The sequence below is a fragment of the Pantoea sp. X-Soil-TKNS-1207 genome (assembly GCF_059730485.1).
The window spans coordinates 4,089,952-4,107,862 of sequence record NZ_AP035958.1 but is presented as its reverse complement, the minus strand read 5'-3'; the positions used below and the strand labels follow the sequence as shown (position 1 = coordinate 4,107,862).

The following is a 17,911-nucleotide window of genomic DNA, read 5'->3' as shown; positions in this document are numbered from 1 at the left end:
GTTAATGGCGGCATTTATGCCGACCTGAGCCAATAAACTCACGGAACGAAATGAACGACGAACTGCACCGTCCCGACCCTGATGCGCTGCTGCTGAACCACAGCGACAGCCATCGCGGCAAACTCAAAATCTACTTCGGTGCCTGTGCGGGCGTCGGGAAAACCTTTGCCATGTTGCAGGAGGCGCAACGCCTGCGCGCGCAGGGGCTGGATGTGCTGGCCGGTGTCGTCGAAACCCATGGCCGTGACGAGACCGCCGCCTTGTTAACCGGGCTGACGGTGTTGCCGCGCCGGGCCACCGGACGGTCGCGTCATGCCGAATTTGATCTGGATGCGGCGCTGGCCCGCCATCCGGCGGTGATCCTGATGGACGAACTGGCGCACACCAACGTGCAGGGTTCGCGCCATCCCAAACGCTGGCAGGACATAGAAGAACTGCTTGAGGCCGGTATCGACGTCATCACCACCGTTAACGTGCAGCATCTGGAAAGCCTGAACGATGTGGTGGGCGGCGTCACCGGCATTCAGGTGCGCGAAACCGTGCCCGATCCCTTTTTCGATGGTGCGGACGAAGTGGTGCTGGTTGATCTGCCGCCTGACGATCTGCGCCAGCGGCTGAAAGAGGGCAAAGTTTACGTCGGCGATCGCGCTGAGCGTGCTATCGAAAACTTCTTCCGCAAAGGCAATCTGTTTGCGCTGCGTGAACTGGCGCTGCGCCGCACTGCCGACCGGGTCGACGACCAGATGCGCGCCTGGCGCGATCAGCAGGGACGCGACAAGGTGTGGCACACGCGGGATGCCATTTTGTTGTGCATTGGCGATGACACCGGCAGCGAAAAGCTGGTGCGGACCGCCGCCCGGCTGGCGGCGCGCCTCGGCAGTGAATGGCACGCGGTGTATGTCGAAACGCCGCGGCTGAATCGTCTGTCGGAAGCGCGGCGACGCGCCATTTTGCAAACGCTACAGCTGGCGCAGGAGCTGGGGGCGGAAACCGCCACGCTGTCCGATCCCGACGAAGCCCGCGCGGTGCTGCGCTACGCCCGCGAGCACAACCTCGGCAAAATCGTTACCGGCCGTCAGCCGCAGCGTCGCTGGCGGCGCGACAGCTTTGCCCAGCGCCTCGGCCAGCTCGGCCCGGATCTGGATTTGCTGGTCGTGGCGCTGGATGAGCCGATCCGCGATGCGCCGCATCCCCTGAATGGCCAGCGCGCCAGCGGTGAAAAATGGCGGATGCAGCTGCGCGGCTGCCTGATGGCGCTGGTGCTGTGTATTCTGGTCACGGCGGCAGGGCGCTGGCTGCTGGTGAGATTTGACCCCGCCAACGTGGTGATGATTTACCTGCTGGCGGTGGTGATTGTGGCGCTGCGCTTTGGCCGCTGGCCGTCGGTGTTTGCCACGGTGATCAACATCCTCGCCTTTGACCTGTTTTTTGTCGCGCCAACCGGCACCGTGGCGGTGTCGGATCTGCAATATCTGGTGACCTTCGCGGTGATGCTGGCGGTGGGGGTGATCGTCGGCAATCTGACTGCTGGCGTGCGCTATCAGGCGCGGGTGGCGCGCTACCGCGAACAGCGGGCGCGGCATTTGTACGAGATGGCGAAATCGCTCGGCAGCGCGCTGACGCCGCAGGATATCGCCAGCACCAGCCAGCGGGTGATTGAGGTGACATTGCAGGCGCGCAGCCTGCTGCTGCTGCCGGATGAACAGGGCGAATTGCAGCCGGTGGGTGAAAGCAGCATGGGCACGCCGCCGGATCTCGCCATCGCCAAATGGAGCTACAGCAAAGGCCAGCCAGCCGGTGCGGGCACCGATACCTTACCGGCGGTGCCCTATCAGATCCTGCCGCTGAAAAGCGGTAATCACTGCCGGGGCCTGCTGGTGGTGGAACCGGAGAACCTGCGCCAGCTGATGATCCCCGAACAGCAGCGACTGGTGGAGACCTTCACCGTACTGATTGCCAACGCGCTGGAACGTATGGCGTTGTCGCAGAGCGAAGCGGCCTCGCGGCTGGCAGCGGAGCGCGAACAGCTGCGCAACGCGCTGCTTTCGGCGTTGTCGCATGATTTGCGCACACCGCTTACGGTGTTATTTGGTCAGGCGGAGATGCTGATGCTGGATCTCGCCAGCGAGGAGTCGAAATTTGTCGCCCAGGCCAACCAGATTCGCGAACAGACGCTGAGCACCATCCGGCTGGTGAGTAACATGCTGGATATGGCGCGTATTCAGTCTGGCGGCCTGAACCTGCGCGAGGAGTGGGTGGCGCTGGATGAGGTGATTGGCGGTGCGCTGAGCAGCATGGGGCCGTCGCTGAAGGGACACGACTTCAGCCTCGATCTGCCAGCCGATATGGTGCTGATCAAAGGTGACAGCAGTATGCTGGAGCGCGTGTTTACCAACATCATCGAAAACAGCCTGAAATACGCCGGTAACGCGGCGCAGCACGGTATCCATGCCTGGCGCGAAAACGACCGGCTGGAGATCGCCATCTGGGACAGCGGTCCGGGTATCGCGCCAGATGCGCTGACGCGCATCTTCGACAAGTTTGCGCGTGGCGATAAGGAGTCGGCGGTGCCGGGCGTCGGGCTGGGCCTGGCGATCTGCAAAACCATCATTGAATCCCACGGCGGGCGCATCTGGGCCGAGAACCGGGCCGAAGGCGGCGCGCGTTTTCGTCTGTCGCTGCCGCTGCCGCCCGCCCCTGAAATTTCTGAAGACGGGCTGAAATAACTTCACATATGTTCGGTTATAATCGCCAGCTTGTTGGTTGATTAATGGGAAATTATGGAACGTTTTACCGAAAACCTGATGTATGCATCGCGCTGGTTGCTGGCTCCGGTTTACATTGGACTTTCGCTGGGATTGCTGGCGCTCACAATTAAATTCTTCCAGGAAATTTTTCACCTGCTGCCTGACATCTTCAGCATCGCGGAAAACGATCTGATTCTGCTGCTGCTGTCGCTGATCGATATGACGCTGGTCGGCGGCCTGCTGGTGATGGTGATGCTGTCGGGTTATGAGAACTTTGTCTCGAAGTTGGATATTGCCGAACACAAAGAGAAGCTGAACTGGCTCGGCAAAATGGACTCCGGCTCGCTGAAGAACAAAGTGGCGGCGTCTATTGTGGCGATTTCGTCGATTCACCTGTTACGGGTGTTTATGGAAGCGCGCACGGTCCCCAACGATAAACTGATGTGGTTCGTGATTATCCACCTGACGTTTGTGCTGTCGGCGTTTGTGATGGGTTATCTGGACAATATGTCGAAGACCGAAAAAAAATAAGGCAACGCTGTAGGGTCGGCATTTATGCCGACCTGGCCGCCGGTTGCGCCCCGATCAGCTGCGGCATCACTTCCCGAATCATGGCAAAAAACTTCTGCAATCGCGCCGGATAATAACTGGCCCACGGATAGGTCAGCCATACCGGCAGCGGCGGGGCTTGCCATTCCGGCACCAGCTGAATCAAATCCCCTTTCGCCAAATCCTCCTGCACCACCCAGGATGACACCACCGCCGCCCCCATTCCCGCCAGCGCCGCTTTGCGCACTGCGTAGAGGCTGTCGGAGGCGAGGCGCGGTCTGATCGCCAGATTGATCGGTTGCCCGTCGCTCGTGCGTTGCAGGGCGATTTCGCTGTGATAAAAACTGGTGAGCGACAGCCAGGGCAGCGCCGGCAACTGCTCCACCCGCTCGATTGTCGGATGCGCCGCCAGCAGCGACGGTGCGGCCACCACAAAGCGCGGTACCTCCGCCAGCAGGATCGCGACCACCGAGGGATCGGTCGGCGCGCCCACCTGAATCGCGCAATCGACGTTCTCCGCTACGAAATCGGGCGTGCGGTCGTTCAGCATCCACTCCACATTCAGGCGCGGGTAGCGGCGCAGATAATCCACCAGCGGGGCGATCAGTTGATCCTGGCCAAACGCATGGGGCGCCCGCACGCGCAGGGTGCCCACCGGATCGTCGCTGGCGCCGGTCAGCTCATCCTCCAGCGCATACCAGGTCGCCACCAGCTGACGCGCCTGCTGATAACAGCGTTCGCCATCATCGGTGAGCTTCAGGGCATGGGTGGTGCGCAGGATCAGCTTCAGCCCCAGCCGCTGCTCCAGCGCCTGCAAACGGCGGCTGATGGTGGGTTGCGTGGTGCCCAGCTGGGTGGCGGCGGCCGACAGCGAGCCACTCTCCACGATGCGGATAAAGGTTTGCATCAATTCGATGCGATCGCTGCTGCTCAGATTGCTCATACGTCACCCGTATAACGGTTTTGCCTTTCATCACTCTACCGCGTATGGCAGTGGTGCGCTTTAATAAGTGCACTTTCACAGGGGAAAACTATTATGTCTGCCATGACACAATCATCTGAAACGATCGCGGAAACGTTGCCAGCACCGCTGATCTTCACGCTGGCGGCGGGCGCCGGACTGACGGTGGCGTCGATTTACTACAGCCAGCCGATGCTGGATATCATCAGCAAACAATTTAACGCCAGCATCGGCAGCGTCGGCATGGTGCCGATGCTGACTCAGGCCGGTTACGCGCTGGGTATCCTGCTGCTGGCGCCGCTCGGCGACCGCCACGATCGCCGCACCATCATCCTGATTAAAGGCTTGCTGCTGATGGCCGCGCTGCTGCTGTGCGGCTTCTCTGGCGGGCTGAACGCGCTGCTGATTGCCAGCTTCGTGACCGGCTTAACCGCGACGGTGGCGCAGGATATTGTGCCAGCCTCGGCGGCACTGGCACCGGAACGGAGCCGCGGTAAAACCGTCGGCACGGTGATGACCGGGCTGCTGGTCGGCATTCTGCTCTCCAGGGTGGTGAGCGGCGTGGTGGCGGAATATCTCGGCTGGCGCACCATGTATTTGATTGCCGCTGCCGCGGTGCTGCTGATTAGCCTTACGCTGTGGCGGGTGCTGCCGCGTTTTAAAGCGGGCACGTCGGTCAGCTATCCGCGCCTGCTGCTGTCGCTGGCGCATCTCTGGCAGCATCATCAGACGCTGCGCCGCGCCGCGCTGGCTCAGGGTTTGCTCTCCGTAAGTTTTAGCGCCTTCTGGTCAACGCTGGCGCTAATGCTGAGCCATCGTTTCCACCTCGATAGCGCGGTCGCGGGCGCTTTTGGTCTGGCAGGCGCTGCCGGGGCGCTGGCGGCGCCTTTAGCGGGCAGCTTTGCCGACCGCATCGGTCCGGCGCGCGTCACCCAATATGGCGCCAGCCTGGTGATGGTCTCCTTTGCGTTGATGTTCCTGCTGCCGCTGCTGCCGGTATCCGCGCAGCTCGGGTTGATTATCATCAGCACCATCGGTTTTGATTTAGGGGTACAGTCCACGCTGGTGGCGCATCAGACGCTGGTGTTCAGCCTGGCGCCGGAAGCGCGCAGCCGCCTGAATGCGCTGATGTTCACCGTGGTGTTTATCGGCATGGCGGCCGGTGCGGCGCTGGGTAGCCTGGCGCTGGCTCACTGGGGCTGGACCGGCGTGGTGGCGCTGGCGACGCTGGCGGCCGCGCTTAGCCTGCTGATTCGTCTGGCGAGTCGTCATCTGAAAAACTGATCGCCCCATCCTGTGCCAGGCTTAAAGAAGATCCTTTGTAAAAACGGAGCGTTATGGATTTTCTTGCCTGGACGGCAGCAACCGGTGGTCTGCTGCTCCTGATGTCACTGGCTTCCGGCTGGATTCACCGCGGGCCAGTGACCTCTTTTGGTCTCTATCTGTTCGCGGGCATCCTGTGCGGCCCGTGGATGCTCAATCTGCTGCAAATCGATATCCTCGGCCACGCCGACCTTGCCGCGCACATCACCGAAATCACCATGGCCGCCTCGCTGTTTATCACCGGTCTGAAGCTGCGCCTGCCGCTGCGCGCTCATGCCTGGCGCGTCGGGGTTCTGCTGGCGTTTCCGGCGATGCTGTTGACCGTTGGCGGGATGACGCTGCTGGTGCACTGGCTGACCGGGTTTGACTGGCCGCTGGCGCTGGCATTCGCGGCAATTGTCGCCCCCACCGATCCGGTTCTCGCCAGTTTGATCTCCGTTAACGACGCCCGCGACGACGACGCGCTGCGCGTGGCGCTCTCCAGTGAAGCCGGTATGAACGATGGTTCCGCGCTGCCGCTACTGATGCTGGCGCTGCTGTTGCTGCATACGCCGTCGTTAACCCTGCCTGAATTTCGCCAGTGGGCGATAAAAGATGTTTTCTGGGCGATGGGCGGCGGGCTGGCGATTGGTTATGTGCTGGGCCGCTTAATCGGCCAGCTCGCCACCCATCTGCGCCACGCGCATCAGGATGTGGCGCCGAATGATTTTCTCGCGCTGGCGCTGATCGCCTTAAGCTATGCGGCGGCGCAGTCGCTGGATGCCTCCGGCTTTCTTGCCACCTTCGCGGCGGGCGTCGGCTTACGGCGCGCGGAACTGCGCGTGGTGCAGCGCTTTCCACCGCAGGACATTCCGGAAGAGGAGCATTTATTGCCCGCTGAAGCGCGCGTTAATCCGAATCAGCGTCTGGAACAGGGCGACAGCGGCATGGTCAAATCGGTGGGCCTGGTGGTTGGCGATGCGCTCTCTTTTGGCGATACCACCGAGCGGCTGCTGGCGGCAGGGATGATGGTGGTGCTGGGGGTGACGCTGGCGAACCACTGGAATCTCACCGGCATCGGCCTCGCGCTGCTGCTGTTTGTGGTGGTCCGGCCGCTGGCGGTGTGGATCACCACGCTGGGTTGTGGCATACCTCTGGCACGGCGTCTGTTAATTGGCTGGCTGGGGATTCGCGGCATCGGCAGTATCAATTATATTGCTTACGCCTGGGTACACGGAATGCACGGCCCGCAGGCAGAACAGATGGTGGATATGGCGTTGACGTTGGTGGTGTGCAGCATCGTGCTGCACGGCGTGACGGTGACGCCGCTACTGAACAGGCGTGCTGCCCGTCAGGCGGCACGCGCGCAACATAAGTGAATGCGATTTTCTGGAAACAACAGGAGCCTGTTATGAAAGTTTGGTTGCTTGCCCTTTTGGGGCTGTCGCTGTCGGCCTCTGCGCTGGCGGATGATGCAAATTCTGACGCGGAACAAAATGTTTATGCCAGCCAGCTCTGCCATCTGGTCGGTAGCGAAAAAAGTACTGACACGATGGAAGGTTACGTGGCGAAAATGAAGGCGCAAATGGCGGCCAGCCAGTCACCTTCGGCCGTCAGTAAGCCGGAGTTTGATGAAGAGACGGCTCAGGAAGTGATCAGCGGCTGGTTGCAGCTGGGCGACGATGAACGCAATCAGTTGCGTCATAACCAGCAGCAGTGTGAACAGACGGTGATGACGCAATTTCAGCAGGAAGATTAAAACTTTTTATCGGTAGAATACGCGCCTTTATTGGCGCGTTTTTTTTATAGCTTTTCTGTACAGTTTGCGTACATAATCGCCAGCGTTTGGCACTGGACTTGCATCACCATAACGAGACGCAGCCCACAGGCTGTCCCTTTCCTGATAGTGGCTTTACATAGCATGATGATTACGCGTCGCCGCTTATTGCTGGCAACCGGGGCTACGGTTCTGGCTATGACCACAGGCAAATTGTTTGCCCGTGATGACATCATTCCTCTCTGGCCGGACGATCCGCCCGGCGGCGGTGGTCCATCTGGCCCGCTGCGTATCAGTGCCAATGGCTCCTGGTCTAATATTGTCTCTCCGGCGATCCAGCGTTTTCGCCCGGCAAATCCCAATGGCGAAGCGGTGCTGATTGCTGCCGGCGGCGGTTATAAATGGATTGGCATGGGGCGTGAAGCCTGGCCGGTGGCGCGCTGGCTGAATGCCAACGGCTACACCGCGTATGTGCTGAGCTACCGTTTACCGCAGGAGAAGTGGCAGGCGGGTCATCTCGCTCCTTTGCAGGATGCGCAGCGCGCGATTCGCCTGGTGCGTTCGTTTGAGCGCAAAGTGCATGTGCTGGGCTTTTCTGCCGGTGGGCATCTGCTCGGCATGGCGGCCGCCCGACCCAATTTCGACTCCTATCCGGCGCAGGACCCGCTGGATCAGGTGGTGCCGAAGGTCGACAGCGTCGGCCTGATCTATCCGGTGATCACTCTCGAAGCGCCTTATCAGCACACCACCACCCATTTGATGATGGTGGGCGATAACGCCACGCCAGCCCAGGAGGCCAACTGGTCAGTGCAGAATTTCGTGACGCATGACTATCCGCCAACCTTCCTGGCGCAGGCGGGCGACGATCACACCTCAAATCCGCATAACACCCAGCTGATGCGTGATACCTGCCGCCGTATGCGGGTGCCGGTGGAGCTGATCCAGCTCACCAAAGGCGGCCACGGTTTTGGTCTTGGTCAGGCCGGTACGCCAGCGGCCTTGTGGGATCAGGCCTATGTACGCTGGCTGGACCATCAGAACTAAGCGTTAACTCAGATCAGGTTAAAATACTTATCCGGCTTCGGCGGGGGCGGCAGCGGGAAATCGCCGTTCATCGCTTTCAGGTTGCGTTCAATCGCCACGCAGATGGCGTCAAGCGGCAGGTCGTTAGGCGCGGTGCCAAACGGATCTTCCAGTTCTTCCGCCAGCGATTCCAGCGACAGAAAGGTGTAGGAGATAAATACCGACACCAGCGGCGTCATCAGATGCAGATCGGAGACCAGCGCAAACGGCAGCAGGGTGCAGAACAGGTAGACGGTACGATGCAGTATCAGACTGTAGGCGAACGGAATCGGCGTGGTGGCGATGCGGTCGCAGCCGCCCAGCACGGTCGAGAGGTGGTTCAGGTTCTCATCGATGCTGTGCCAGACCATATCCGAGATATGCCCTTCATCGCGCTGCTGCGCCAGCCAGTCACCCATACACATCAGGATCTGCGTAGTCGGCAGCGGGTTGTTCAGCACGCTGTCGCGCCAGCGTTCAGGCAGGGTGCGTTGTAAGTCGGCGGCAGGATCGGTATGGCGCAGCTGATGCTTCATGCTCAGGTTAAAGGCCATTTGCAGGCTGGCAAACTCGCGCGCCTGCGCCAGATTCAGGGCGCGGATGCTTTTCACCTGCCGCAACAGCGAACGCTGGGTAATCAGCAGCGTGCCCCACAGGGTGCGCGCTTCGGTGAAACGCGCATAGCTGGCGTTGTTGCGAAAGCCGAGAAAGATAGCGATCGACACACCAATCAGGCTGAACGGCGCGGTGGTGAGATGAATGCCGAGGGTTTCATACCAGGGAAAACCGAGGATGGCGATCAGCGACATCAGCAGGTTGAGCGTCAGGCGAAACAGAATGCTGGTGAGCACCGAACCGTGCCAGTCAAATAAGCGACGGAACCAGTGCTGGTATGGACGAACAATCATTTTTGCGATGGTGAGTTTTTGATTTTGTGAACACAGGGTACGCCTGTCTTCAGTGACTTATCAACGACGTTTCAGCGCCGTTCTATGGAGAGATCTGCTGTCGGGGTGGTGATTTCTCTTTTCAAATCAATCTTCTAAAAACACTTTGAACAACTTATAAAATTCTTTCCGTTATCTCTTCTGCGCCACTTTTTCTAAAGTTCTTCTCAACGAAACACAACACACAAAACCAATACCGCTGAGAGGAATTAACCATGTCTAAACTCGACCTGCTCGACCCGCAAAACTCTACCCTGATCTTCATCGACCACCAGCCGCAGATGGCTTTCGGCGTGGCCAATATCGATCGCCAGCAGCTCAAAAATAACACCGTTGCCCTGGCAAAAGCGGGCAAGATTTTCGACGTGCCGGTGATTTACACCTCGGTGGAAACCGAAAGTTTTAGCGGATACATCTGGCCGGAACTGCTGGCGGTGCACCCGGAAGCGAAGCCGATTGAGCGTACCTCCATGAACTCATGGGAAGATGCCAAATTCGTTGAAGCGGTAGAAAAAACCGGGCGCAAAAAACTGATTATTTCGGCGCTGTGGACTGAAGTGTGTCTGACCTTCCCGGCGCTGATGGCGCTGAAAGCCGGTTACGAAGTCTATGTGGTGACGGATACCTCCGGTGGCACCAGCGTCGATGCCCACGAACGTTCGGTACAGCGCATGGTGCAGGCTGGCGCCGTGCCAGTGACCTGGCAGCAGGTGCTGCTGGAGTACCAGCGCGACTGGTCACGCAAAGAGACCTACGATGCGGTGATGGATCTGGTGCGCGAGCACAGCGGTGCCTACGGCATGGGCGTTGATTACGCTTATACCATGGTGCATAAAGCGCCGCAGCGTCAGGCGTGATTCAGGAATGGCGCGGCAGGCTGGCTTTCAATGCATCGATAAACAGCCGCAGCGCCATCGATGGATGGCGGTTGGGCGGAAACCATAAAGCGATGCCCGCCGACTGCACGCGCCACTCCGTCAGCAGCTCCACCAACTGACCGGTGAGCAGCGCCTCGCTGACATACGACCGGGGCAGATACGCAATGCCTAAACCGCCGATGGCCGCCTGGGCCATCAGCGCATTGCTGTCGAGCGTCAGCGTGCCGGGCGCTTCTATCTCCCGCGTTTCTCCCTGCTTCTCATACTCCCAGCGATAACGTTTTCCGCCCGGCAGCCGCTGCCGGATGCACTGCTGCTGAAGCAGATCCTGGGGATGCTGGACGGGGGCGTGCGCCGCCAGATACGCCGGGGATGCCACGGTGACAAACTGCAACGGACCGCCAATGGGCACCGCCACCATATCCTGCGGCACATCCTCAAGCAGCCGGATACCGGCATCAAATCCCTCCGCAATGATATCCACCAGTGCTCCCTGCGCAGCGAGATCCAGCTCGATGTCGGGATAACGTGCACTGAAATCCGGGATGACGCGGCTCAGCAGCAGCGCAATTGCCGCATCGCTGGCGCTGATACGCAGCGTGCCGTACTGCTGCTGGCGTCGGGCGCTGACGTCGTGCAGCACCTCGTCCATCTCATTCAGCAGCGGTGCCAGCCGGGTAAGTAACTGCTGACCCGCTTCCGTCAGCGCGACGCTGCGCGTGGTGCGCTGAAACAGCTGCACCCCGAGATTGTGCTCCAGCCCTTTGACCAGATGGCTCAGCGAGGAGCGTTTCAGCCCCAGCATCTCAGCGGCACGGCGAAAGCTGCGCTGTTCGGCCAGGGTTTTGATCGCCTGTAATTCGTGCCAGGAAGGTCGTCTCATTGGTGGCTTTTCCTCACCAGGTCATGCGCGATTAGGGAGATTATGGACACCAGTAAAGCGATCTACCATCAGGTTTTCAACAGAAGGAGACAACGATGAAAACCTGGTTAATTACCGGCGCCAGCAGCGGGCTGGGCCGTCTGATGAGTGAACGTTTACTGGCGCGCGGCGACCGTGTTATCGCCTGCGTGCGTCGTGTTGCGGCGATGGACGATCTGCAACAACGCTACGGCGAACAGTTACAGGTGATCGCGCTGGATCTGGCGCAGACGGCGGCCATTGCCCCGGCGATGGCGCAGGCATTTGCGGCGACGGAACGGATCGATGTGGTGGTGAGCAACGCCGCCTACGGCCTGTTTGGCGCGGCGGAGGAGCTGAGCGATGCGCAGATTGAACGTCAGATCGCCACCAATCTCACCGGCTCCATCCAGCTGATTCGCGCGGTGATCCCGTTGCTGCGTCAGCAGGGCGGCGGACGCATCGCGCAGCTGTCGTCGGAAGGCGGGCAGGTCGCCTATCCTAACTTCAGCCTGTACCACGCCACCAAATGGGGCATTGAAGGCTTTGTCGAAGCGGTACGCCAGGAAGTGGCCAGCTTTGGTATCGACTTTTTACTGGTAGAACCGGGGCCGACCGCCACCAATTTCGGCGCCAGTCTGGATGTGGCAACGGCGCTCGATTGCTATCGCACTAACGCCTCCGGCGAGCTGCGACGCCGGTTGCTGTCGGGTGAATTCGCCATCAGCGGCGATGCGGAGAAATGCGTGACATTGATGCTCGCCACCCTCGAACAGCCGCAAATGCCGCTGCGGCTGGTGCTTGGCAGCATCGCTTATCAGCATATCGACGAGGCATTGCAGCGGCGTCTGGCGGAGTTGCACACCCAGCAAGCGCTGGCCTATGGCGCCGATGCCTGAAGGCGGGAAGCAGGCTACAGGTGAACGGCTTAACACCATCATATTGAGCATGATTGGAAAAGGCAGGGAGGACGCATCGCTGCCACACTTACTTTTTTGCTCACGAGGATGACTGACAATGCAAGCAATGATCTTAACCAGCCCCGGCGGGCTGGAGAATCTGCGATTGGTGGATCTTCCGGATCCTGGCAAACCCGGTCCGGGTGAGATCCGGGTGGCGATTCATGCCACGTCCCTTAATTTCCACGATCTGCTGGTGGCGAAAGGATCGATCCCGACGGCGGATGGTCGCATTATGATGGCGGATGGCGCTGGCGTGGTTGAAGACGTCGGGGCTGGCGTGAGTGAATTTAAGGCGGGTGACCATGTCGTCTCCGGCTTCTTTCCGCAATGGCAGGATGGTTTACCCTCGGCGTTGGTCGGTAGTTTCGCCCTGACGCCAGGCGATGGCGCTCACGGCTTCGCGGCTGAGGTGGTGGTGCGTCCGGCCAGCCACTTTACCCTCGCGCCGCAGGGCTGGCGCCATGCCGAGGCGGCCACCATCACCACCTCCGGTCTGACCGCCTGGCGTGCGCTGGTGGGCGATACGCAGATTAAAGCGGGCGACACCATCCTGACGCTGGGCACCGGCGGCGTCTCGATCACCGCGCTGCAAATCGCCAAAAGCATGGGCGCACGGGTAATTGTGACCTCCTCCTCCGATGAAAAACTGGCGCGCGCCCGCGAGCTGGGCGCGGATGAGGTGATCAACTACCGCAGCACACCTGAGTGGGGCAAAGCGGTGCAGCAACTGACGGATGGCAAAGGCGCGGATGTGGTGATTGAGCTGGGCGGTCCGGGTACGCTGGCGCAATCCATTGAGGCGGTAAGCGTAGGTGGGCATATTGCCTTGATCGGCGTGCTGACCGGGTTTGAAGGGGTGATCCCAACGGCGCAGCTGATGGGGAAACAGGCGCGGATTCAGGGGCTGGTTGTCGGCCATCGCCGCCAGCAACAGGATTTTGTGCGCGCAATGGAGCAGACCGGGATTCGTCCGGTGATCAGCGACAGCTACGGTGCGTTAGGTGATCTGCCAGCGGCGTTCCAGCATCAGCAGAGCGGCGGCCATTTTGGCAAGATTACGCTGGAGTGGTGATCTGAGATATTGCGCGATGAACCGCGCCGCTACAAAACAGTGCAAACGCTGTAGCGACGCGATTTATCGCGCGGGTTGAGCTTAATAATAATCGCCGTGGCGGTAATCCCAGGACGGGAAAATATCCGACAACAGTGACATGATCTTATCAACATCAAGACCTTTGCGGATCAGCACCGGACAGGGTGTTATTTTACGCTCGCCTTTTTGTTCCGGAATCAAACGACCTTCACTATCAACCATCGATACCATCACACCCTGCTCATAACGCACTTTGTTTTCGTCGTTAGGCTGAATGGATTTAACGTAATCATTGGCGGCAATAATTAAATCCGCACGGGATTCAATACGTTCGCCAATACCTTCAACCAGGCCGCGATTACCCTGACCGGATGGATTAGCGGAGCTGGCAAAGGAGAATTTACCGTGTGTTTCCCACAACTCTTTTGCCAGAATTTCACCCGGCTTGCCGAATTTAATCACGAAGCAGCTGGTCTGGCGGCCATCCATCATCAGCTCTTTGGAACCGTCGTCAGGAATACGCGACAGCGCGTCATCACGCCACGGTAAAATGCAGCCGAGCAGAATGTCCTGATCCCAGTGACGTTGATAAAGTTCGTCGATTTCCGGGTTGAGCTGAGCCAGCGAACGCAGCTGTTCCAGCGAGCCGCACAGCACCACGCCTGGCTTGTTGCGCTTGCGCTCTTTGGCCTCAAACTTACGCTCCAGGCCGGCTTTATCGGAGGTCATAATGATGTATCCGACCTTGGTCGGGCTGACGATCATGCCGCCCTCTTTGGCCAGAATCTCGATGGCTTCGTGTTGTAAACCGCCATTCCACGTTATTTTTTTACCGCTCATGGATCTGCCTTATCTGCGTACAAGAATGATGAACAGGCATATTACCTGCGATGACATTAAGGGATTGTGAAATTAACCTGATATTTTCTCTGGATTATCAGCGCCGCTATTTATCAGAAATAAATAAGCCACATTGACGATGAGGTTAATTACGCTGTCCGGATATACACTGACTCGGATAATAATACTAAAAAGAACAGGGTTGCAACTGATGAAAATAACGATGAAATAGATAGGCTTAATTAAAAATAACGCCTGAAAACTGTGTTGTTATTTTAAAATAAAGATACCGAACAGATTGTTGACTGTTCGGTATCGACATCAAAATATCAGAGCGTGCGCCACTGCGCGCAGGGCAATTCCCAGCAATACGCCCGGCACCGCAAAGCGAAACAGGCGGGGAAAACGGCTGGACAGCCCGAGGAAAATCCCGATGCCGGGCAGATCAAAGGTCTGAATCAGCAGGCCCGCCGACGCATTGATGTTATGCGCGCTATACAAACCTTTATCGATCAGGCCGGACACCACGCCATAGTAGGCCGTGCCGCCCGCCAGACATTTGGTCAGCGCGGGCAGAATATACACCTCGGAGATATTCAGGCGGTCCAGTAGCGGGGAGAGCAGGCGGGTCAGCAACTCCACACCGCCCGCCTCTTTCAGGATGCCGACCACGGACAGGGAGAGGATCAACATCGGCAGCGAACCGAGCGCCAGGCGAATGGCATCGGAACCGGCGTTATTGATAATCGCAATCAGGCCCGGTTTCGCTTCCGTCTGAGCAACGCCTTCATCTTCATCACGCAGAGCGACATCGGATAACCTGCGGCCAAACAGATGATAGGTGGCGGCGGCGGCAAGTAAACCGCCGCAAATGGAGATCACAATCGCCGCGCCCCAGTGCAATCCGGCGGGAATTAATGGATAGAAGGCGTTCGCCTGGCCCATGGCAAATAACATGCTGAGCGCGGCGGCCATATGCCGGTCCGAGGTGCCGCGCTTCTCCATAATCGCCAGGGCGGCGAGCGGGGCGGCGAAACTGACAAAATTAAGCTGAATCAGCGCAAACAGCGCCAGTCCGGTAATCCCCAATGGTTTTAATAATGGCGTGGTGTGCCGCACGATAAAATCCAGCACCCCTTTGGTCTCCAGATACTTCATCACAAACAGCATAACTACCATGATAGGAATCAGCGTGTACAACGCGACATCCACTGAGGCTTTGCCCGCAGACATAATGATGCCGATAATGTTCATGCCTGATCCTTACGACTTAACCACCGCAGCGCAAAATGACTCTTCACGCCTGCCTCCCTCAGCCCGATAACCAACAAGAAAAATGCCAGCACGATGAGCGCGTTAGCATCAGCAAAGGGGAAATGTTATCCCGGTCGGGTGAGATTGAGTAGTGAAGAAAATGGTTTTTATCTTGCAGGAATCCGCAGGACGAAAGGCATAAAAAAAGCCAGCAGTCACCTGCTGGCCTGAGTTTTCCGCTGCGGGGATTACCGCATGGTCACAAACTCTTCCGCCGCCGTCGGGTGGATCGCCACGGTATTATCGAAATCTTTCTTGGTGGCACCCATTTTCAGCGCCACGGCAAAGCCCTGAAGCATTTCATCCATGCCAAAACCGATGCCGTGGATACCGACGATTTTCTCTTCCGGCCCTACGCATACCAGCTTCATCCGGCACGGCTGGCGGTGCTGGGTCACGGCGGTATACATGGCGGTAAAGGCGGATTTGTACACCTTCACCTGGTCGTCACCGTACTGCTCGCGTGCCTGCGGCTCGGTCAAGCCCACGGTGCCGATCGGCGGGTGGCTGAACACCACGGTGGGGATGTTGCTGTAATCCAGATGCTCGTCCGGCTTGTTGTTAAACAGACGCTCCGACAGGCGACGACCAGCAGCCACCGCCACCGGCGTCAGTTCCACCGCGCCGGTGTTGTCGCCCACCGCGTAGATGCCCGCCACGCTGGTGTTCTGGAACTTATCCACCTTGATGTAGCCTTTTTCATCCAGCGCCACGCCCGTAACCGCCAGATTGAAGTTGTCGTTGGCGGGTTCACGGCCAATCGCCCATACCAGACAATCCACGGTTTGTTCGTGACCGTTTTCCAGTTGCAGCGTCAGGCTGCCATCGGCGTTTTTAATCACTGCTTTCGGGATCGATTCGGTATGCAGGGACGGACCTTCAGCCTGCATCACTTCAACCAGCGTGTCGGTGATCAGCGGGTCGAAGCTGCGCAGCGGCGCATGTTTACGCACGAACAGGTGGGTTTCGGCGCCCAGCGCGTTAACCACGCCCGCCAATTCGACGGCGATATAACCGGCACCGACCACCGCAACCCGCTTCGGCAGGGCGTCCAGTTCAAAGAAACCGTCGGAATCGATGCCGTATTCCGCACCCGGCACTTGCGGGTGGCTCGGACGACCACCGGTGGCGATCAGAATATGGTCGGCGGTGAGGATTTCACCGTTCACCTCAACCGTATGCGCATCGACAAAGCGCGCGAAGCCCTTGATCACCTCAACTTTATTTTTACCCAGCACGTTGTCATACGAGGTGTGGATGCGATCGATATAGGCGCTGCGGTTTTGCACCAGTCGTGACCAGTCGAAGCGGTTGACCGTGGTGTCGAAGCCGTAATCCGGGCCATACAGATGAATGGCTTCAGCGACCTGCGCCGCATGCCACATCACTTTTTTCGGTACGCAGCCCACATTGACACAGGTGCCGCCCAGCTCTTTAGCTTCAATCAGGGCGCATTTCTGGCCGTGCATCGCCGCACGGTTAATCGAAGCGATACCGCCGCTGCCGCCGCCAATGGCAAGGTAGTCAAAATGTCTGGTCATCGTGTGTATCCATTCCGGTCAGAAAAATTGGGTTAGAGTGTAACGCTGAGAGGGGAAAGGGCGCAAAGATTGCGCCTATGATTGTAATAGGGCTAAAACAGAACCCATTTACAGGGAAGCATAGCATGCAACTGACTTTTCTAGGCACCGGCGCGGGCGCGCCAAGTCTGCAACGTAACGTCACGGCTATCGCGCTAACGTTATCGAAACGAGGCGAAACCTGGCTGTTTGATTGCGGTGAAGCGACGCAGCATCAATATATGCGTTCAGCGTTGAAACCGAGCAAGCTGGAAAAAATCTTTATTACCCATCTGCACGGCGACCATATTTTTGGCCTGCCGGGATTGCTGACCAGTCGCTCGATGGCCGGGCTGCTGGAGCCGCTGACCATTTACGGTCCACCGGGTATCCGGCAATTTATTGAGACGACGCTGAGCCTGAGCGGTTCCTATACCAGCTTCCCGCTGGAGATTGTGGAAATTGGCGCCGGGCCGATCTTTGACGACGGCCAGTTCCGCGTCACCGCCTGGCCGATGAATCATATCGTTGAATGTTATGGCTATCGGATTGAGCAATCCGACACGCCCGGTTTTCTCGATGCCGCTCGCCTTAAAGCGGAAGGCGTACCGCGTGGTCCCTGGTATCAGCAGCTGAAACAGGGAGAACGTATCCAGCTGGAAGACGGACGCGAAATCAACGGCGCGGATTATCTCGGTGCGCCCACCAAAGGCAAAGTGCTGGCGATTTTTGGCGATACCGGCCCCACCGACGTTGCGTTGCAGCTGGCGGCCAATGCCGATGTGATGGTGCATGAAACCACGCTGGAGGCAGCGCTGGCGGAGAAGGCTAACGGGCGCGGCCACTCAACGACGCAACAAACGGCAGAAGTAGCAAAACAGGCGGGCGCCAAACGGCTGATCGCCACCCATTTCAGTTCACGCTATTTGTCCCAGGATCGTGCGAGATTACTGGCGGAGTGCCAGTCCATCTTTCCGGCGACGGAGCTGGCACACGATTTTGCGGTGTTCGAGATTTAG

General features: G+C 58.7%; 16 protein-coding genes. 10 read left to right on the top strand and 6 right to left on the bottom strand.

Annotation, left to right across the window (positions count from 1 at the left end; translation table 11 throughout):
* Positions 1-50: 50 nt before the first annotated feature.
* Both kdpD and AC6I8V_RS19135 read left to right on the top strand, forming a co-directional pair.
* On the top strand, positions 51-2,726 hold the full coding sequence (gene kdpD / locus AC6I8V_RS19140; protein ID WP_497843748.1) for a two-component system sensor histidine kinase KdpD: 2,676 nt from the start codon (positions 51-53) through the stop codon (positions 2,724-2,726).
* 54 nt (positions 2,727-2,780) lie between these two features.
* Positions 2,781-3,278: a TIGR00645 family protein gene (locus tag AC6I8V_RS19135; protein WP_497843747.1), complete on the top strand. Its 498-nt coding sequence runs from the start codon at positions 2,781-2,783 to the stop codon at positions 3,276-3,278.
* A gap of 22 nt (positions 3,279-3,300) precedes the next feature.
* Here the strand turns inward: AC6I8V_RS19135 and AC6I8V_RS19130 are convergent, their stop codons facing one another.
* Entirely contained in the window at positions 3,301-4,239 is a 939-nt protein-coding gene (locus AC6I8V_RS19130) for a LysR family transcriptional regulator (protein ID WP_497843746.1), read from the bottom strand.
* A gap of 93 nt (positions 4,240-4,332) precedes the next feature.
* On the opposite strand from AC6I8V_RS19130, the gene AC6I8V_RS19125 reads away from it, so the two are divergent.
* From AC6I8V_RS19125 to AC6I8V_RS19110, 4 genes are all read left to right on the top strand, one after another.
* The gene (locus AC6I8V_RS19125; protein WP_497843745.1) at positions 4,333-5,541 is read left to right on the top strand and encodes an MFS transporter; all 1,209 of its coding nucleotides are present in this window, start codon (positions 4,333-4,335) and stop codon (positions 5,539-5,541) included.
* Between the two features lie 53 nt (positions 5,542-5,594).
* Positions 5,595-6,938, top strand: a complete 1,344-nt coding sequence (locus AC6I8V_RS19120) for a cation:proton antiporter (RefSeq protein ID WP_497843744.1) — start codon at positions 5,595-5,597, stop codon at positions 6,936-6,938.
* Between the two features lie 32 nt (positions 6,939-6,970).
* Positions 6,971-7,318 carry a hypothetical protein gene (locus AC6I8V_RS19115; protein WP_497843743.1) on the top strand — a complete coding sequence of 116 codons (348 nt, stop codon included), beginning with the start codon at positions 6,971-6,973 and terminating at the stop codon, positions 7,316-7,318.
* A gap of 165 nt (positions 7,319-7,483) precedes the next feature.
* The gene (locus AC6I8V_RS19110) at positions 7,484-8,380 is read left to right on the top strand and encodes an alpha/beta hydrolase (protein ID WP_497845888.1); all 897 of its coding nucleotides are present in this window, start codon (positions 7,484-7,486) and stop codon (positions 8,378-8,380) included.
* A gap of 8 nt (positions 8,381-8,388) precedes the next feature.
* Here the strand turns inward: AC6I8V_RS19110 and AC6I8V_RS19105 are convergent, their stop codons facing one another.
* Positions 8,389-9,306, bottom strand: coding sequence for a bestrophin family protein (locus AC6I8V_RS19105; RefSeq protein ID WP_497843742.1), 918 nt, complete (start codon positions 9,304-9,306; stop codon positions 8,389-8,391).
* A 254-nt stretch (positions 9,307-9,560) separates the two neighbouring features.
* Between AC6I8V_RS19105 and AC6I8V_RS19100 the strand changes: the two genes are divergently transcribed.
* Entirely contained in the window at positions 9,561-10,202 is a 642-nt protein-coding gene (locus tag AC6I8V_RS19100) for a hydrolase (protein ID WP_084877665.1), read from the top strand.
* Between the two features lies 1 nt (position 10,203).
* On the opposite strand, the gene AC6I8V_RS19095 is transcribed toward AC6I8V_RS19100, so the two are convergent.
* Positions 10,204-11,106: a LysR family transcriptional regulator gene (locus tag AC6I8V_RS19095; RefSeq protein ID WP_497843741.1), complete on the bottom strand. Its 903-nt coding sequence runs from the start codon at positions 11,104-11,106 to the stop codon at positions 10,204-10,206.
* Positions 11,107-11,201: 95 nt separating this feature from the next.
* Between AC6I8V_RS19095 and AC6I8V_RS19090 the strand changes: the two genes are divergently transcribed.
* A complete protein-coding gene (locus tag AC6I8V_RS19090; protein ID WP_497843740.1) occupies positions 11,202-12,023 on the top strand; it encodes an SDR family oxidoreductase in 822 nt (273 codons plus the stop codon).
* Positions 12,024-12,141: 118 nt separating this feature from the next.
* Positions 12,142-13,158, top strand: coding sequence for a zinc-dependent alcohol dehydrogenase family protein (locus AC6I8V_RS19085; RefSeq protein WP_497843739.1), 1,017 nt, complete (start codon positions 12,142-12,144; stop codon positions 13,156-13,158).
* A gap of 81 nt (positions 13,159-13,239) precedes the next feature.
* On the opposite strand, the gene AC6I8V_RS19080 is transcribed toward AC6I8V_RS19085, so the two are convergent.
* From AC6I8V_RS19080 to gorA, 3 genes are all read right to left on the bottom strand, one after another.
* Positions 13,240-14,019 carry an L-threonylcarbamoyladenylate synthase gene (locus AC6I8V_RS19080; protein WP_497843738.1) on the bottom strand — a complete coding sequence of 260 codons (780 nt, stop codon included), beginning with the start codon at positions 14,017-14,019 and terminating at the stop codon, positions 13,240-13,242.
* A gap of 321 nt (positions 14,020-14,340) precedes the next feature.
* Positions 14,341-15,273 (bottom strand): nucleoside recognition domain-containing protein, encoded by a 933-nt coding sequence (locus AC6I8V_RS19075; protein ID WP_497843737.1) that lies wholly within the window; start codon positions 15,271-15,273, stop codon positions 14,341-14,343.
* 248 nt (positions 15,274-15,521) lie between these two features.
* Positions 15,522-16,874 (bottom strand): glutathione-disulfide reductase, encoded by a 1,353-nt coding sequence (gene gorA / locus AC6I8V_RS19070; RefSeq protein WP_497843736.1) that lies wholly within the window; start codon positions 16,872-16,874, stop codon positions 15,522-15,524.
* Positions 16,875-16,999: 125 nt separating this feature from the next.
* Between gorA and rnz the strand changes: the two genes are divergently transcribed.
* Positions 17,000-17,911 carry a ribonuclease Z gene (gene rnz / locus AC6I8V_RS19065; protein WP_497843735.1) on the top strand — a complete coding sequence of 304 codons (912 nt, stop codon included), beginning with the start codon at positions 17,000-17,002 and terminating at the stop codon, positions 17,909-17,911.

Bases quoted from the DNA above. Each gene is read 5' to 3' on its own strand.
- kdpD (WP_497843748.1), top strand. From the start codon at position 51: ATGAACGACGAACTGCACCGTCCCGACCCTGATGCGCTGCTGCTGAAC.
- AC6I8V_RS19135 (WP_497843747.1), top strand. From the start codon at position 2,781: ATGGAACGTTTTACCGAAAACCTGATGTATGCATCGCGCTGGTTGCTG.
- AC6I8V_RS19130 (WP_497843746.1), bottom strand. From the start codon at position 4,239: ATGAGCAATCTGAGCAGCAGCGATCGCATCGAATTGATGCAAACCTTT.
- AC6I8V_RS19125 (WP_497843745.1), top strand. From the start codon at position 4,333: ATGTCTGCCATGACACAATCATCTGAAACGATCGCGGAAACGTTGCCA.
- AC6I8V_RS19120 (WP_497843744.1), top strand. From the start codon at position 5,595: ATGGATTTTCTTGCCTGGACGGCAGCAACCGGTGGTCTGCTGCTCCTG.
- AC6I8V_RS19115 (WP_497843743.1), top strand. From the start codon at position 6,971: ATGAAAGTTTGGTTGCTTGCCCTTTTGGGGCTGTCGCTGTCGGCCTCT.
- AC6I8V_RS19110 (WP_497845888.1), top strand. From the start codon at position 7,484: ATGATTACGCGTCGCCGCTTATTGCTGGCAACCGGGGCTACGGTTCTG.
- AC6I8V_RS19105 (WP_497843742.1), bottom strand. From the start codon at position 9,306: ATGATTGTTCGTCCATACCAGCACTGGTTCCGTCGCTTATTTGACTGG.
- AC6I8V_RS19100 (WP_084877665.1), top strand. From the start codon at position 9,561: ATGTCTAAACTCGACCTGCTCGACCCGCAAAACTCTACCCTGATCTTC.
- AC6I8V_RS19095 (WP_497843741.1), bottom strand. From the start codon at position 11,106: ATGAGACGACCTTCCTGGCACGAATTACAGGCGATCAAAACCCTGGCC.
- AC6I8V_RS19090 (WP_497843740.1), top strand. From the start codon at position 11,202: ATGAAAACCTGGTTAATTACCGGCGCCAGCAGCGGGCTGGGCCGTCTG.
- AC6I8V_RS19085 (WP_497843739.1), top strand. From the start codon at position 12,142: ATGCAAGCAATGATCTTAACCAGCCCCGGCGGGCTGGAGAATCTGCGA.
- AC6I8V_RS19080 (WP_497843738.1), bottom strand. From the start codon at position 14,019: ATGAGCGGTAAAAAAATAACGTGGAATGGCGGTTTACAACACGAAGCC.
- AC6I8V_RS19075 (WP_497843737.1), bottom strand. From the start codon at position 15,273: ATGAACATTATCGGCATCATTATGTCTGCGGGCAAAGCCTCAGTGGAT.
- gorA (WP_497843736.1), bottom strand. From the start codon at position 16,874: ATGACCAGACATTTTGACTACCTTGCCATTGGCGGCGGCAGCGGCGGT.
- rnz (WP_497843735.1), top strand. From the start codon at position 17,000: ATGCAACTGACTTTTCTAGGCACCGGCGCGGGCGCGCCAAGTCTGCAA.